We start from the raw sequence: 15,825 nt of genomic DNA on the forward strand, positions 1-15,825 counted from the left end.
TATTTCTCCCTCCCCTTCCGGGGGAGGGCTGGGGTGGGGGCAGGCGGCGCTCGCAGGGGCGGCCGATGCCCCTATCCCGGCGTTCCCCCAGCGGGGGAAGGAGCAATGCGGAAGATGCGAAGGCTGCCGTCATTTCTTCATCCTCACCCGGTACTGCGTCAGCAAGGTCGCCACCAGCACCGCGATCAGCGATGCCGCGACGATCACGTCGGCGATGTAGGTCGGCACGCCCACCGCTCGGCTCATGGTGTCGGCCCCCACCAGCACGCCCGCCACGAACACGCCGGCCGCGATCACGCCCAGGGGATGCAGGCCGGCGAGCATGGCGATCACGATGCCGGTGTAGCCGTAGCCCGGCGACATGTCGAGCGTGACGTAGCTGGTGCGGCCCGCCACCTCGATGGCGCCCGCCAGCCCGGCCAGCGCGCCGGAAAGCAGTGCCACCATGACCACGGTGCGCGTCACCGGCACGCCCGCGAAGGCGGCGGCGCGCGCATTGGCGCCCACCGCGCGGATGTCGAACCCAAGCACCGTGTACTTGAAGACGGCCCACACCATCACCGCGAGCGACACCGCCCACAAGAGCCCGGTGTGCACCCGCGTCTGCGCGATCAGCTTGCCCAGCTCCAGGTCGGACTGCAGCGACACGCTCTGCGGCCAGCCCATGGCGGTCGGGTCTTTCATCGGCCCGTCGAGCAGCGCAGACACGCCCAGCAGCACGATGAAATTGATCAGCAGCGTGGTCACGACCTCGTCCACGCCCAGCTTGTTCTTCATGAGCGCCGGGCCCAGCAGCATCAGCGCGCCGGCCACGGCGGCGGCCAGCATCATCAGCGGGAACAGCAGCCAGGGCGACAGCTCGAAGCCCGTGCCGCCATGCATGCCGCCCACGGCGACGGCGGCCAGCGCACCCGCGTAGAGCTGCCCCTCGGCGCCGATGTTGAAGAGCCGCGCCTTGAAGGCGACCGTGGCCGCCAGCCCGGTGAGGATCAGCGGAATGGCGCGCGTCAGCGTTTCGCTCCAGGCGAACACCGAGCCGAAACCGCCCTGCAGCAGCAGCGCATAGGTGCGGCCGACCGGCGCGCCGGCCCACAGCACCAGCAGTGCGCTGACGAGCATGGTGAACACGACCGCGCCCACGGGTGCCAGCACCAGCGCGGCGCGGGATGCCTGGTGGCGTTTCTCGAGCCGCATCATGAGGCCGCTCCGTTGCGCTGCGGCGCCGCGGTTGCGCCGGCCATGGCCAGGCCGATGGCCTCGCGCGTCCATGCGGCGGCGGGGCGCGCTTCGCCCAGATGGCCGCCGTGCATCACGGCCACCCGGTCGCCGAGCGCCAGCACTTCGTCGAGGTCGTCCGAAATCACCAGCACGGCCGCGCCGGCGTCTCGTGCGGCGATGAGCTGCTGCTGCACATAGGCGACCGCGCCGATGTCCAGGCCCCAGGTCGGCTGGTGCGCGACGATGAGGCGCGGCGCGCGGTTCGGATACTTCCTGTTGTCGTCGCCCTTGGCCGTTTCGGGCTGCTCGGGCGAGAGCAGGGCGCGGCCTAGGATCAGCTTCTGCATGTTCCCGCCGGAGAGCGAGCGGGCCGGCGCCATCAGCCCGGCGCCGCGCACGTCGAACGCCTTTTCTATGCGCCGCGCATGCAGCCGCGCGGCGGCGCGCTTCACGATGAAAGACCAGCGCGAGAACACCGGGCTGCGCAGCCGCTCCGATACCGCGTTCTCCCACACCGGCAGGTCGCCGACCACGCCTACCGCGTGCCGGTCTTCGGGAATGCGCGCGACGCCGCGCTGCACCAGCCGGGCAGGCGAGGGCGGCAAGGCGCGGCCCATCAGCTGCGCGGAGCCGGACGAAACCCGGCGCGTGCCGCACAGCAGCTCGGCCAGCGCGACCTGCCCGTTGCCGGACACGCCCGCGATGGCGGTGATTTCGCCGGCGCGCAGCGTCAGCGACACCTCGCGAAGGCCGGCCGAATGGTCCTGCCCGCCGTCCTTGCCGGCGGCGGTGCTCACATGGTCGAGCACGCAGACCGCGTCGCCCACCGACTTGGCCGGCCGGCGCTGCGGCGCTTCGACCGCATGGCCCACCATCCACAGCGCGAGCTGCGCCTGCGTGGTGTCGGCCGTGCGCGCCTGCGCCACCAGCTTGCCGCCGCGCAGCACCGCCACGCGGTGCGACACGCGCAGCACCTCGCCGAGCTTGTGGCTGATGAAGATGACCGACAGGCCCTGCGCCACCATCTGCGCCAGCGTGGCGAACAGCGCCTCGCTTTCCTGGGGCGTGAGCACGGCGGTCGGCTCGTCGAGGATCAGGATGCGCGCGCCGCGGTACAGCGCCTTGAGAATTTCCACCCGCTGGCGCTCGCCGACCGACAGGCTGCCGATCTTCGCGTCCGGCTGCACCGGCAGGCCGAAGCGCTGCGCCACCTCGAGCAGCCTGGCCCGCGCGGCCGCCCGGCGCGACACCGGGCGCCACAGCGGCTCGGTGCCCATCATCACGTTGTCGAGCACGCTGAGGTTGTCGGCCAGCGTGAAATGCTGGTGCACCATGCCCACGCCGGCGGCCAGCGCGGCCTTGGGGTTGCCCGGCGGCAGCGGCGCGCCGAACACTTCGATGCCGCCTTCGTCGGCGACGTAGTGGCCGAACAGGATCGACATCAGCGTCGACTTGCCCGCGCCGTTCTCGCCGAGCAGCGCGAGCACTTCGCCGGCCTGCAGGTCGAGGGAAATGGCGTCGTTGGCCACCAGGGCGCCGAAGCGCTTGGTGATGCCTGTGAGCCGGAGCACAAGAGGGTTCATGGGGTGGCGGGCTCGGGGCTGCCGAGCTCGCGGCAAAAGTTTTCGATGGCCTGGGCGGCAGCGACGGGCACGGCCTGCAGCAGGCCGTGCGGGCCTTCCAGCCGGACGATGCGAAGGCCCGACAGCGCGCGCTGGATGGTACGGGCGGCCTGGCCGGGAACGATGCGGTCCTCGATGGCCTGCAAGTACATCACCGGCACGCGCACCTGCGCGAGCCTGTCGACCACGTTCACGCGCTGCACTTCCCTCATGCGGCGCGTCATGACGGCGGTCGACACCTGCCGCAGCGAACCCTGCAGCAAGCCGCAAAGGCGCGGCGTGGCAAAGCGGCCCAGCAGCATGTGGCGCATGGGGCCGCGCATCAGGCCGGAGTGCATGAACATCATCGACAGTTCGAGCAGGCCGCCACGCAGCAGCGCCAGCCCCGGCTTGGGGCTGCGGGCAAAGCTGCAGCAAAGGATCAGCCCGCGCAGCCCCGGCGGCGGGGCCGCCGCGATGGAGATGGCGAGCGGGCCCGAGAAGGATTCGCCCAGCAGCACGAAGGGCTGGCCGGCGGGGAGCCGCGCGCGCACAAGCCGTTCGAGTTCGTCATAGCCCAGCGGCTCGGTGCCGGGGTAGCGCACCACGTCGATGGCGTCGTGTTGCCATCCCATGGCCTGGGCCAGGGGCTCGAACAGCTCGCCGGTGCCGTCCATGCCCGGAAGCAGAACAAGGCGGATGGAACCAGCGGGCGCCGCCGTCACTTCCACGCGGCCAGGAACGCCAGCATCACCTTGGCGGAGTTGTCCGCCGCGATGCTCATGAAGGTGCCCATTTCGTTCTCGCCGTCGCCGCCACCCGCGAGGTCGCTGAGCGAGCGGAAGGCGATGAAGGGCACGCCGTTGCTGTAGGCGACCATGCCCACGGCGGCGGTTTCCATGTCGAGCACGTTGGCCTGGAAAGTCCTGTAGGTGTATTCGCGGTAGGCCTTGTTGTCCATGAAGGCCTGGCCCGACACGCCGTTGCCGCCCACCACCAGCTGCGGCTTGCGCGGCAGGCACTTGCCGGCGCCGCAGTTCGCCAGGTCGACGTTGCGGATGCTGCGCGCCACCTCGAGCATCTTCGGGTCGGCCTCGAACCAGAACTTGCGCACGATCTGCGGGTTGGCCGCCGAGCGCACCTCGACCGGGCGCGGGAACATCATCCCGAAGTTGGGCAGCGTGGCGTCGGTGATGAAGGGCGGCGCGCTGTACTTGCCCGGCGCGGTCTCGCGCGCCATCAGCACTTCGAGGTACTGGCCCCATTGCGCGGGCACGGTCACGTCGCCCACGTGCAGCTGCGGGTTCACGCCGCCCGCGATTCCGCTGAACACGATGTTGGTGATTCGAAAGCGGTTGAGCACCAACTGCGTGTTCATGGTCGCGTTCGTCATGCTGATGCCCGACAGGAACAGCACCACGGGCTTGCCTTCGAGCGTGCCGGTGGTGAACTCCACGCCGTTCACGCTGTGCTTCACCGGGCCCTGCAGCCGGGTCAGCAGCAGCTTCAGCTCGGGCTCGAAGGCCGACAGCACCGCGATGCGCGGCGTGTCGTCGAGCCGCGTGCCGCTGTTGATGCTGACCGCGCCGGACTTGTAGACGCCGGCGCAGCCCGCCAGCAGCACCCCGAGCGTGGCGGCCAGCACGGGGGCGCGCAGGCGCCGCAGCAGGGAGGATGTGTGGTTCTTCATCATGAGTTCGTCGGTAGTTGCGGGCGGTGCGCGGCGTCGGGCGTGGCGATCCAGGCTTGCAGCGACGCGACGCGCGCGTGCTTCGGCGCCAGGCCGACGAAGGTGGTGTAGGCGGCCAGCGCCTTGGCGTCGTTGCCCGATTGCAGGTAGGCGTCGCCCAGGTTCAGGTAGGCGAGGGCGCGGCTGCCGTCCATCTCGATGGCCTGCTCGAACCAGCGCGCGGCCTCCACCGGCTTGCCGCGCTTGAAGTACACGAAGCCCAGGTTGTTGGCCGCCAGCGCAAAGCGCGGCTGCAGCTTCAGCGCCTCGGTGAAGGCGGCTTCGGCTTCGTCGTAGCGGCGCTCGCGGTACAGCTGGAGGCCGCGGTCGTTGGCGCGCTGGGCGGCCACGCGCGGCGACACCGGCGCCGCGGCCGGCATGGTCAGCCTGGCGTCGGCGCCTTCGAGGTTCTTCACCACCACCTCGATGGCAGCGGGGCCGGTCTTGGGTGTGGCCGCCGCGGTGTGCACGGCCTGCTCGTTGGCCTCGTCGATGCGCTTGTTGACCTGGCTGGCCGCCGCGTCGAGCTGCACGATGTCGCCGCTGAGGCCCTCGCGCTCGGTGGGCAGCTCGAACACGAACTCGCCGCCCTCCGAGCCCGGCAGGCTGCCGAACGCCGGCGTCTGTCGCGCGATGGCCGACACGGCCGGCGCCACGTAGGCGGCAAGCTCGGTGCCGGTGATGACGCCGTCGCCGTTCAGGTCGGCCTTGCCCGACAGCGCCTGCAGTACGGTCCACGTGAAGACCGAATGCCCGCCGGGGCCGTCGTCGGCCACCTGCTGGTCGGCGCCGCCGGCGGTGATCATCTGGCGGCCGACGCGGCGCGCGTTGTCGCTCAGGAAGTTCTTGCTGCCGCGCGGCGCACCGCCGCGCGTGAGGCCCAGGCCCGAATAGCAGGCGTCCACCATGAACAGCACGTGCTTGGCCGAGAGCGCCTCGGCCACCTCCTGCAATTGCGGCATCGAGATGGCGTCGGAGGCCAGGTCGTCCAGCGCCGCGTCGACCGGGATGATGTAGCCCACGTCGCGCCCGCTCGCGAGCTTGCGGGTGCTGCCGTGGCCGGCGAAGAACACCAGCACGCGGTCGTCGCGCTTCACGCGCTTGGTGTCGGCCAGCTTGTCGTTCAGCACGCGCAGGATGTTGGCGCGCGTGGCCTCGCCGTCGTACAGCGAGGTGACGTTCTCGGGCTTGAAGCCGAAGCGGGTGACGAGCAGTTGCTCCATCGACCTGGCGTCGGGCACGGCGTGGTGCAGGCCGGGCCACTTGGCGTACTTGTCGATGCCGATCACCAGTGCGTGGCTGTCGCGGTAGAGGGTGTCGCCGCTGCCGGCGGCGGCCACGCCGTCGTCGGGCGCGGGCCGCTTGGGCGCGTTGACGACGAACTTGCCGTCGCGCCAGGTGGCGAAGCGGTAGCCGTCGGCCACCAGCTGGTCGAGCACCGTGGGCAGGGCCTGCACGGTGCGGCCCTGGATGTCGTGGAACAGGATCACGCCGCGCTTGGCCTTGTCGACCTCGGCCAGCACGCGGTCGGCGATCGACTTGGGCACCGGGTCGGCCCAGTCCATGGAGTCGACGGTCCAGAGCATCGAGCGCAACTTGAGCGCCTCGACCGTGCTCAGCTTGTCTTCGTTGCGCGCGCCGTAGGGAAAGCGGAACAGGGTGGACTGCGGGCGGCCGGTGGCGTCGAGCAGGGCCTCGGTCTCGGAGGCCTCGGTGCGCACCGTGTCGTCGCTCATCTTGGCCATCACGCCGTGGCTGAAGCTGTGATTGGCGAGCACGTGGCCGGCGGCCAGCACGCGCTTGGCCACCGCGCCGTTGGCGCCCAGCTGCGCCTTGCCCTGCGCGTCGAGCCTGCCGAGGTTGCGGCCCAGCTCGAAGAAGATGGCGGGCGCGTCGTAGCGCTTGAGGATCTCCAGGATCTCGTCGGTGTGCCTGGCGTGCGGGCCGTCGTCGAAGGTCAGCACCACGGTCCTGGGCGGCAGCGAGGTGCCGAAGATCTCCCGGGTGTCGGCGCCTTCCTTCTCCTTGGCGCCGGTGCCGGCGGGCTGGGTTGCCTGCGTGTAGGGGACGATGGCGCCGAAGTCCTTCAGGATCTTCTCGCGCGAATACAGGCCCTGCAGCTTGGCCACGTAGTCGGACCACTTCTCGCGCCTGGGCTCGATGCCGCGCTGCGCGAAGCGGCCGAACACGTCTTTCAGCTCACGGTCGTAGGCCTGTTCGATCTCTGCGAGCACGGCCAGGTCTTCGCTGGCGCGGCGGCCGAGCTTGAGGCCGGGCAGCGACTGCGCCTGGGCGTAGCGCGTGCTCAGCTCGGTGAGGAATTCCTTGAATGCGAGGCGGTCGGCGTCGAACCAGCTGGGTTCGCTTTCGATGCGGTCCAGCAGCGCGTTCAGCGCCGGCACGGTGGCCGGGTCGGCCATCTCGCCGGCCTGCGCGATGAGCGCCTGCTGGCGCTCCTGCATGTCGTGGAACAGCAGTTGCCCGACCGCGCCCACCGCGCGCTTCTCGGCCGCGTCGAGCGTGCGCTCGCCGGTCATCAGCACGATCATCTGCCGGTGGGCGGCGAGCAGGGCGTCGGCGCGCTCCTGCAGCGCCGCCGGAATGCCTGCGGGGACGGCGGCGGCCGGCAGGGGCGCCGCGGCGGCAGCGGGAGCGGCGGGTGCGGCCACCGCGGGCGCCGCCGTACCGGCGGATTCAGGCTGGCAGGCGGCCAGTCCGGCGACGGCCAGCGCCGCAATCGCCACGCCCCGGATTGCGGTGCGCCATCGCGCAGGATTCATGGGCACTTGGAGGCGTTTACTTGGCTGTGGACTTGGGTTGGCCGTCGTCCACCTTCACGGTGAACTTGCCCGCGAGGATGTCGGCCTGCCTGGCCTTCACCTTGGCGATGATGTCGGCCGGCACTTTCTTCTCGAAGGTGCCGAGCGGCGCGAGCTCGGAGCCCTTGTGCTTCATCTGCGCGTACACGCCGTAGTCCTCGGCCGCGAACTTGCCTTCCTTGACCAGCTTGATCGCGCGGTCGGCCGCGGGCTCGAAGTTCCACAGCGCCGACGCCACCACCGTGTCGGGGTACTGGCTCTGCGTGTCGATCACGTTGCCGATGGCGAGCTTGCCCTTTTCCTTGGCCGCGTCGGAGACACCGAAGCGCTCGGCGTACATCACGTCCGCGCCCTTGTCGATCATGGCGAAGGCGGCTTCCTTGGCCTTCGGCGGGTCGAACCAGCTGTTGATGAAGCTCACGCTGAACTCGACCTTCGGGTTGGTTTCCCTGGCGCCCGCCATGAAGGCGTTCATCAGCCGGTTCACTTCGGGAATCGGGAAGCCGCCGACCATGCCGATGCGGTTGGTCTTGGTCATGCCGCCGGCCACCATGCCGCTCAGGTAGGCGGGCTCCTGGATGTAGTTGTCGAACACGCTGAAATTGGGCGCCTGCGGCTTGAGCGACGAGCCCATCAGGAAGGCGACCTTGGGAAAGTCCTTGGCGACCTTGCGCGCCGCCGCTTCCACGCCGAACACCTCGCCCAGAATCAGCTGGTTGCCGCCGGTGGCGTACTCGCGCATCACGCGCTCGTAGTCGGCGTTGCTGACGTTCTCGGTGGCCTTGTATTCGATCTCGCCGCGCGCCTCGGCCGCCTTCAGCGCCTTGTGGATGCGACCCACCCATTGCTGCTCGAACGGCACGGTGTACACCGCGGCCACTTTCAGCTTGGCCTGCTGCGCGAGCGCAAGGCCCGGGGCGCCTGCCGCGAGCGCGGCGGCAATGGCGACGGAACGGATGATCAATTGACGGCGTGCTGCCACGATGCTTCTCCTCGAGTTATGGAAATCTTAGGCTCGCAAAAACCGCGCCTTCCTAGCCAGAACACCGAGGAACCGGCTCCGCCGGGCCTCAGGTGTTGCCCCCGGCAGGGGGAAGGCGTAGCGACACGAAGTGCGCGAAGCCTGGGGGCGAGCCCTACTTCGTGCCGAAGATGCGGTCGCCCGCGTCGCCCAGGCCCGGCAGGATGTAGCCGTGGCTGTCGAGTTCGCGGTCGATGGCGGCGGTGTAGATCGGCACGTCGGGGTGCGCGGTCTGCATCGTCTTCACGCCTTCGGGGCAGGTCAGCAGGCAGACGAACTTGATCGACTTCGGGTTCAGCTCCTTCAGCCGCTCGACCGCGGCCACGGCCGAGTTGCCGGTGGCCAGCATCGGGTCGACCACGATCACGTCGCGGTTCTCCATTTCGCCGGGCATCTTGAAGTAGTACTCGACGGCCGTCAGCGTCTTGGGGTCGCGGTACAGGCCGATATGGCCGACGCGGGCGCCGGGCACCACGGTCAGCATGCCGTCCAGGATGCCGGTGCCGGCGCGAAGAATGGACACCAGCACCAGTTTCTTGCCGTCGATGACCTTGGCCTGCATGGTCTCCAGCGGGGTTTCGACCTCGATGTCCTGCATCGGCATGTCGCGCGTGACCTCGTAGGCCATGAGCATGCTGATTTCATTGAGGAGCCGGCGGAAGCTGTTGGTCGAGGCGTCCTTGCGGCGCATCAGCGTCAGCTTGTGCTGGACGAGGGGGTGGTTGACGAGGTGGACGTTGCTCATTGGAATTGTGTTTGACGTTGCTGGGTGAACACCGGAGTCTAAAAGACAGTGCCGTCGCTCTCGATCGACAGCGGCGGCGCACCGTCGCGCAACCGCTGTGCCAGCGCCCGGCCCGCGGCCCAGGTGCCGCCTTCGAGCACGCAGGCCAGCGGCAATTCGTCTTCGGTGCGGTCGAGCACCTTGCGCACCCGGGGCGCAAGCTCGTCGAGCAGCGCCACGGTCAGCGCGCGCCATTCGACGATGAACTCGTCGCCCGCCTTCCATCGGCGGGTGAGGAAGGCCGGGTCCTTCGGCACGATCACGCCGCTGTCGATCAACAGGCCGCCGTTGCGGTACTCGGGCAGGGCGGTGAGCGCGTCGAGGTGGCGCACCTTCACGCCGGCCCATTCGAAGGGTTCGAGCAGCGAGTAGGTGAGCCACTGCGACAGCTTGTGGAAGGGCATCCAGCCGTTGGTGAGCCCGGGCCCGCTCACGGCGCTGTGGCGCCAGCAGTCGCCCAGCGCGAGCGCGGGGTCGCCCGACCCGATGCCGCCAGGGCTGTCGCTGGCGTCGGCCGCGATGCTGTCCACCGAGTTGGCCGAGGGCCAGATGCGCGACAGCGTATCGAGCAGCAGCGACAGGATCTGGTGCGCGGTGATTTCGGCCGTGGGCGGCGCGGCCGGGCCGTAGGGGCCGACCAGCGCGTCGAACAGCCGGCCCGGGCGGCCTTCGTCGCCGAAGGTCTCGGGCTGTTCGTTCATGGCCTCGCCCAGGCGGCGCAGCAGCGTGGCGCGGCCCGCCAGCCCGACCAGCGGGTTGGCCTCGCTGACCTGGAAGGCGTCGCCCAGGCGGTCGGTCACCAGCCCGCGCAGGCCGGCCGCGTCCACCTGGTAAGGGTGGTCGGGGTCGGACGAGAACAGCCCGGCCATGAAGGCGTGGTAGCTGGCCACGGCCAGCCCTTCGGAGCGGGTGAAGCGTTCGCCGGTGGCGGCTTCGGTGTAGTGCCAGTCGGGGCCGGCGCCGGCGTCCAGCAGCACGCTCACCAGCACGAGGTCGATGTGCGCGCGGGCGCGCTGCCGCGCGTCGGCTTCGCCGAGCAGGGTGTCGAGTTCCTCGATGCGCTTGATGCCGCCGGCCTCGAAGTGGCGCCAGCGGCTGTGGTACGGAATGGTGTCCCAGGGATAGCGCTCGCGCGTGACCTCGGCCACGTTGCGCGCCGCGTCTTCCAGCTTGTCGTCCTCTCCGATGCGGAACCACTGCGATTCGCCGCGCCGCGCGCGCGCCAGCAGGGCGCCGGCGCGCTGGCGGATGGCCGCCGTGGTGCGCAGCAGGCTGGCGGCACCGGCCGGATGGGCGGTGTCGGCGGTGAATTCGATCGATGGATCGACCTTGCCCGCGCCGCCGGGCGGCAGGCTGCCGGAGCCGTCGACGGGCATGTTGGGATCGCTGTTGCGGCTTGTCGTCATTCGCTGAGTCCTCGGCCCTTGGCCTTTTTCAGTTCTTCGGCGTCCGGCACCGGGCCGGGTGTGAAATAGCCGGCCGCCATCTTGGCGTCCATCTCGACGCGGGCGTCGGCCGGGATCAGCGCATCGGGAATGTTCACGCGCTCGCCGATCTCGATGCCCGAGCCGGTGATCGCGTCGAACTTCATGTTGCTCATCGACACCAGCCGGTGGATCTTCTTGATGCCCAGCCAGTGGAAGACGTCGGGCATGAGCTCCTGGAAGCGCATGTCCTGCACGCCGGCCACGCATTCGGTGCGGGCGAAATACTGGTCGGCCGTGTCGCCGCCCACCTGCCGCTTGCGGGCGTTGTAGACCAGGAACTTGGTCACTTCGCCGAGCGCCCGGCCTTCCTTGCGCGAGTAGGCGATGAGGCCCACGCCGCCGCGCTGCGCGCCCATGATGCATTCCTCGATCGCGTGCGTGAGGTAGGGCCGGCAGGTGCAGATGTCGGAGCCGAACACGTCGGAGCCGTTGCACTCGTCGTGGATGCGCGCGGTGAGCTCGACCTCGGGGTTGGCCAGGTCGCGCGGGTTGCCGAAGATGTAGAGCGTCTGCCCGCCGATGGGCGGCAGGAACACCTCGAGGTCGGAGCGCGTGACCAGTTCGGGGTACATGCCGCCGGTTTCCTCGAACAGGGTGCGGCGCAGGTCGGTCTCGGAGCAGCCGAAGCGGCGCGCCACCTCGGGCAGATACCACACGGGCTCGATCGCGGCCTTGGTGACCATGGCCGCGCCGCCGGACGTGAGGAAATGCCCGTCGGCCTTGAGCCGGCCGCTTTGCAGCGCCTCGATCACCTCGGGCAGGATCACGTGGGCCTTGGTGATCGCGATGGTCGGGCGGATGTCGTAGCCGGCCGCCAGTTCGGTGGCGAACACGTCGGCCACCTGCGCCCCCCAGGGGTCGAGCGACACGATTCGGCCCGGTTCGCTCCATTGCGGGTAGGGGCCTATCACGTCGGTGGGGGAGGTGTTGGTCAGGTCGGCCTTGTGCTCGCGCTTGAGCGCGCCCGAGGCCACGGCCAGCGCGCGATACACGCTGTAGGAGCCGCTGTGCGTGCCGATGACGTTGCGATGCGCCCGCTTGGTGGTGGTGCCGACCACCGGCCCGCGCTCGGCCGGTGTGGCCGCGCCCCAATGGATGGGCAGCGCGCCGAAGCCGCCGGCATGCGAGGTCAGGCGTATGTGGCCGGTCGACGACGAAGGGTGGAGCGGGGGGATGGGCGTGGTGCTGCCCGGGGAGGAAGGGATCGTTGTGCTGTCTGCAGACATTGGGGGCCCTCAAAAAACACAATGTATCGATGGTGCGTGGTGCTTGCAAGCAGACGGCTTCGGCACAATCGGCCGAAACTTTTTTGGGCGAGGCTGTAACCAGCCGACCGGATGGCACGAAACACAACAGGCAGCAGGACGTACCCGGGCGACGCGGAAGCGGCGCTGCGCAGCCTGTTCCTTCGCGGTCTGGACGGCGACGCGAAGGCCTACCGCGACTTCCTGCAGCGACTCAGCGCGCACTTGCGCGCCTTTCTGGGCAAGCGCCTCTTTGGCTGGCCCGATGAAGTGGAAGACCTTGTTCAGGAATGCCTGCTCGCCATGCACAACCAGCGCCACACCTACCAGAGCGACCAGCCGCTGACGGCCTGGGTGCATGCCATTGCCCGCTACAAGATGATCGACCTGCTGCGTGCCAAGTCGGTCCGCGAAGACCTGCACGACCCGCTGGACGACGACCTTGCCGTGTTCGCCGACTCGGCCGAGGAGGCCAGCGACGCCCGGCGCGACCTGGGCGGGCTGCTGCAGACCCTGCCGGAGCGGCAGCGCCTGCCGATCGTGCACGTGAAGATCGAGGGCCTTTCGGTGGCCGAGGCCGCGAGCCTCACGGGCATGTCGGAGTCGGCGGTGAAGGTCGGCATCCACCGCGGCCTGAAGGCGCTGGCCGCACGCTTCGGCAACCGCTGGGGAGACGCCGCATGAAGACCGACGACCTCGTGGCGATGCTGTCCGCCGGCGACGTGGCCGTGCCGCGCCGCAGCGCGGGCAGGCGCATCGGCCTGGCGGTGCTGGCCGGGTTGCCGCTTTCGCTCTTCATCCTGTTCGCCGAATACGGCATGCGGCGCGACATCGTGCAGGCCATGTTCTGGCCGATGTTCTGGGTCAAGGTGACGTTTCCGCTGTGCATTGCGGCGGCCGGCTTCGTGGCCGTGCAGCGCCTCTCGCGGCCCGGCGTGCCCGCGCGGCATGCGTGGATGGGCGCCGCGCTGCCGGTGGCCGGCATCTGGGTGCTGGCGGCGATCGCCTGGTTCAGCGTGCCGGCGCAGGAGCGCATGCCGTCGCTCATGGGGCAGTCGTGGCGGATCTGCGCGGTCAGCATCGGGCTGATGGCGCTGCCGGTGTTCGCGGCCACGATGGTGGCGCTCAGGGGGCTGGCGCCCACGCGGCCGGCGCTGGCCGGCGCGGCGGCCGGAGCGCTGGCCGGCGGCGTCGGCGCAGCGGTCTATGCGCTGCACTGCATGGAGCTGACCGCGCCGTTCCTTGCCGTCTGGTATGTGAGCGGGATTGCCGTGCCGGTGCTGGTGGGCGCCGTGCTGGGCCCGCGCCTGCTGCGCTGGTAGGCGCGGCGCGCGGGGCGCAGGCTCAGCGCTTCTTGCTGCCGAAGATCCCGCCGAGCACGCCGCGCAGGATCTCCTTGCCCACCGACGTGCCCATGGTGCGCACCGCCGACTTGGCCATGGTCTGAATCAGGCCGTCGTGCTTGGCGCCGCGCGGGCCTGTGGTGCCGAAGAGCATGTCGTTGAGCATGCCGCCCATGCCCGAACCGGAGGCTTCGGCCGCCGGCTTGCCGCCCGCCGGCGTGGCCGGCGGCGCACCGGGCGCGCTCTCGGCCCGGCCCTTGAGCTTTTCGTAGGCCGACTCGCGGTCCACAGCCTTCTCGTAGACGCCGGCCACCAGCGAATTGGCGATCAGCGCCTTGCGCTGGTCGGCGGTGATCGGGCCGAGCTGGCTGCCCGGCGGCAGCACGAACACGCGCTCGGTCACGCTGGGGCGGCCCTTCTCGTCGAGGAAGCTGACCAGTGCCTCGCCCACCGCGAGCTCGGTGATGGCGGTCTCGATGTCCAGCCCCGGCTTCTGCCGCATGGTGCTGGCGGCCGCTTTCACCGCTTTCTGGTCGCGCGGAGTGAAGGCGCGCAGCGCGTGCTGCACCCGGTTGCCGAGCTGGGCGAGCACCGTGTCGGGAATGTCCAGCGGGTTCTGGGTGACGAAATACACGCCCACGCCCTTGGAGCGCACCAGCCGCACCACCAGCTCGATGCGCTCGACCAGCGCCTTGGGCGCCTCGTTGAACAGCAGGTGGGCTTCGTCGAAGAAGAAGGCCAGCTTGGGCTGCTCGGGGTCGCCGATTTCGGGCAGTTGCTCGAACAGCTCCGACAGCATCCAGAGCAGGAAGGTGGCGTAGAGCCGCGGCGAATTCATGAGCTTGTCGGCCGCCAGGATGTTGATCACACCCTTGCCGCCCACCGTTTGCATGAAGTCGGCGATGTTGAGCATCGGCTCGCCGAAGAACTTGTCGCCGCCCTGGGTCTCGATCTGCACCAGCCCGCGCTGGATGGCGCCCACGCTGGCGGCGCTGATGTTGCCGTACTGCGTGGTGAACTGGCTCGTGTTCTCGCCCACGTACTGCAGCATGGCGCGCAGGTCCTTCAGGTCGAGCAGCAGCAGGCCGTTGTCGTCTGCTATCTTGAACACCAGGTTCAGCACGCCGGCCTGGGTGTCGTTCAGGTCCAGCATGCGGCTCAGCAGCAGCGGGCCCATGTCTGAGATGGTGGCGCGCACAGGGTGGCCCTGGTCGCCGAACACGTCCCACAGCGTGACGGGGCAGGCGGAGGGTTCCGGAACGTCGATGCCGCGCTCCTTCAGCGTGGCGGCCAGCTTGGCGCCGATGCTGCCTTTCTGGCTGATGCCGGTCAGGTCGCCCTTCACGTCGGCCATGAACACCGGCACGCCGATGCCGGACAGCTTTTCGGCAATGGTCTGCAGCGTGACGGTCTTGCCGGTGCCGGTGGCGCCGGTGATCAGGCCGTGGCGGTTGGCCAGGCCGGGGAGGAGGGCGCACTCGACAGTCTCGTGGCGTGCGACTAACAATGGCTCTGTCATGGGGTCCCCAAATGTTGGCTGGCGGCAGTCTATCCAAGCCCCGCCTTTACAATTGCCGTGAATTTTCATTCAAACGCAAAACGGAGCACGTGTTGTCCTCGACCGTCCAAACCAATTCTTCCGCCGTAGGCGATTCGCCTGAACAGTCGCCCATCGAAAAAGAGCTGGCCGTGTTGCTGGTGAATGCGTTGAACCTCGAGATCGCCCCCGAGGACATCGTGCCCACCGATCCCCTGTACGGCGAAGGCCTGGGACTCGATTCGATCGACATCCTCGAAGTGGCGCTCGAAGTCTCGCGCCGCTACGGTTTCCAGCTGCGCTCGGACGACGAGCGCAACCAGCAGATCTTCCAGTCGCTGCGCACGCTCGCGACCCACGTCGCCCAGCACCGCGTCGCCACCTGACCCCATGTCTCGATGGCGATTGGCGCTCCTGCTGCTGATGGGAGTCGCTTATGCCGGCCTCTCTCACTGGATGACGCTGTTCCACGCCACCGAGCCGTGGGCGGTGGTGGTGTTGCTGGGGCCGCTGTGGCTTGCCGCCGTGGGCTTTGCCGCCAGCCGCTTCGGCGGCTGGGGCTGCGCCGGCGCGGTTGCGCTGGGCATTGCCGGCTTCGTGCTCGTCTTCCTCGGTGAGGCCGGCGACCCGAACCGCCTCTACGTGCTCCAGCACGTGGGCATCAACGCGCTGCTGTGCGGCTGGTTCGGCTCCACGCTACGCGGCCGCGGCCTGCCGCTGATCACCCAGTTCGCCCAGCGCGTGCACCCGCTCAAGGGCCACATGCTGGCCTACACCACGCAGCTCACGCGCATCTGGACGGCGTACTTCGCGGTCGTGGTGCTGGCGTCCATCGCCATCTACCTGACGCGGCCTTTCGCCGACTGGTCGCTGTTCGCCAACGTGCTGTCTCCCATCATGGTGGGCGTGCTGTTCGTCGGCGAACACCTGGTGCGCTACCGGCTGCATCCCGAATTCGAACGTACGCGCCTGGTCGATGCGGTGCGTGCGTTCTATGGCACGTCGTCGGTGGATTCCAGCGCCGGCGGCCAATGACACAGGC

General features: G+C 69.4%; 14 protein-coding genes. 4 read left to right on the forward strand and 10 right to left on the reverse strand.

Going from position 1 to position 15,825, the window contains the following annotated elements; genetic code table 11:
• Positions 1 to 129: 129 nt before the first annotated feature.
• From WIX39_RS16255 to WIX39_RS16295, 9 genes are all read right to left on the reverse strand, one after another.
• Complete coding sequence (locus WIX39_RS16255) at positions 130 to 1,194, reverse strand: ABC transporter permease (RefSeq protein ID WP_199851959.1); 1,065 nt, start codon at positions 1,192 to 1,194, stop codon at positions 130 to 132.
• On the reverse strand, positions 1,194 to 2,801 hold the full coding sequence (locus tag WIX39_RS16260; RefSeq protein WP_106934663.1) for an ABC transporter ATP-binding protein: 1,608 nt from the start codon (positions 2,799 to 2,801) through the stop codon (positions 1,194 to 1,196). Before WIX39_RS16260 ends, WIX39_RS16255 begins: the two co-directional genes overlap by 1 nt.
• A complete protein-coding gene (locus WIX39_RS16265) occupies positions 2,798 to 3,496 on the reverse strand; it encodes an alpha/beta fold hydrolase (protein WP_240204896.1) in 699 nt (232 codons plus the stop codon). Before WIX39_RS16265 ends, WIX39_RS16260 begins: the two co-directional genes overlap by 4 nt.
• A 44-nt stretch (positions 3,497 to 3,540) precedes the next feature.
• Positions 3,541 to 4,509 (reverse strand): 5'-methylthioadenosine/S-adenosylhomocysteine nucleosidase, encoded by a 969-nt coding sequence (locus tag WIX39_RS16270; protein WP_234382622.1) that lies wholly within the window; start codon positions 4,507 to 4,509, stop codon positions 3,541 to 3,543.
• On the reverse strand, positions 4,509 to 7,328 hold the full coding sequence (locus WIX39_RS16275; protein ID WP_409195395.1) for a polysaccharide deacetylase family protein: 2,820 nt from the start codon (positions 7,326 to 7,328) through the stop codon (positions 4,509 to 4,511). Before WIX39_RS16275 ends, WIX39_RS16270 begins: the two co-directional genes overlap by 1 nt.
• 16 nt (positions 7,329 to 7,344) lie before the next feature.
• A complete protein-coding gene (locus WIX39_RS16280) occupies positions 7,345 to 8,349 on the reverse strand; it encodes a BMP family protein (RefSeq protein ID WP_106934661.1) in 1,005 nt (334 codons plus the stop codon).
• Between the two features lie 154 nt (positions 8,350 to 8,503).
• The gene (gene upp / locus WIX39_RS16285; RefSeq protein WP_081265876.1) at positions 8,504 to 9,133 is read right to left on the reverse strand and encodes a uracil phosphoribosyltransferase; all 630 of its coding nucleotides are present in this window, start codon (positions 9,131 to 9,133) and stop codon (positions 8,504 to 8,506) included.
• A gap of 38 nt (positions 9,134 to 9,171) precedes the next feature.
• The gene (locus WIX39_RS16290; protein ID WP_409195396.1) at positions 9,172 to 10,578 is read right to left on the reverse strand and encodes a URC4/urg3 family protein; all 1,407 of its coding nucleotides are present in this window, start codon (positions 10,576 to 10,578) and stop codon (positions 9,172 to 9,174) included.
• A complete protein-coding gene (locus tag WIX39_RS16295; protein WP_199851921.1) occupies positions 10,575 to 11,885 on the reverse strand; it encodes a GTP cyclohydrolase II in 1,311 nt (436 codons plus the stop codon). The genes WIX39_RS16290 and WIX39_RS16295 overlap by 4 nt, the downstream gene beginning before the upstream one ends.
• Before the next feature lie 111 nt (positions 11,886 to 11,996).
• Here WIX39_RS16295 and WIX39_RS16300 point away from each other — a divergent pair, with 111 nt between their 5' ends.
• Both WIX39_RS16300 and WIX39_RS16305 read left to right on the forward strand, forming a co-directional pair.
• On the forward strand, positions 11,997 to 12,587 hold the full coding sequence (locus WIX39_RS16300; RefSeq protein ID WP_106934659.1) for a sigma-70 family RNA polymerase sigma factor: 591 nt from the start codon (positions 11,997 to 11,999) through the stop codon (positions 12,585 to 12,587).
• On the forward strand, positions 12,584 to 13,225 hold the full coding sequence (locus WIX39_RS16305) for an NrsF family protein (protein ID WP_106934658.1): 642 nt from the start codon (positions 12,584 to 12,586) through the stop codon (positions 13,223 to 13,225). The genes WIX39_RS16300 and WIX39_RS16305 overlap by 4 nt, the downstream gene beginning before the upstream one ends.
• 22 nt (positions 13,226 to 13,247) lie before the next feature.
• Here the strand turns inward: WIX39_RS16305 and WIX39_RS16310 are convergent, their stop codons facing one another.
• A complete protein-coding gene (locus tag WIX39_RS16310) occupies positions 13,248 to 14,765 on the reverse strand; it encodes a helicase HerA-like domain-containing protein (RefSeq protein ID WP_106934657.1) in 1,518 nt (505 codons plus the stop codon).
• A gap of 92 nt (positions 14,766 to 14,857) precedes the next feature.
• Here WIX39_RS16310 and WIX39_RS16315 point away from each other — a divergent pair, with 92 nt between their 5' ends.
• On the forward strand, positions 14,858 to 15,169 hold the full coding sequence (locus tag WIX39_RS16315; protein ID WP_081271696.1) for a phosphopantetheine-binding protein: 312 nt from the start codon (positions 14,858 to 14,860) through the stop codon (positions 15,167 to 15,169).
• A gap of 19 nt (positions 15,170 to 15,188) precedes the next feature.
• On the forward strand, positions 15,189 to 15,818 hold the full coding sequence (locus WIX39_RS16320) for a hypothetical protein (RefSeq protein ID WP_409195397.1): 630 nt from the start codon (positions 15,189 to 15,191) through the stop codon (positions 15,816 to 15,818).
• The last annotated feature ends 7 nt before the right edge of the window (positions 15,819 to 15,825 follow it).

The sequence above is a fragment of the Variovorax sp. AB1(2024) genome, from assembly GCF_037482385.2.
In the GTDB taxonomy this organism is placed as follows: Bacteria; Pseudomonadota; Gammaproteobacteria; order Burkholderiales; family Burkholderiaceae_C; genus Variovorax.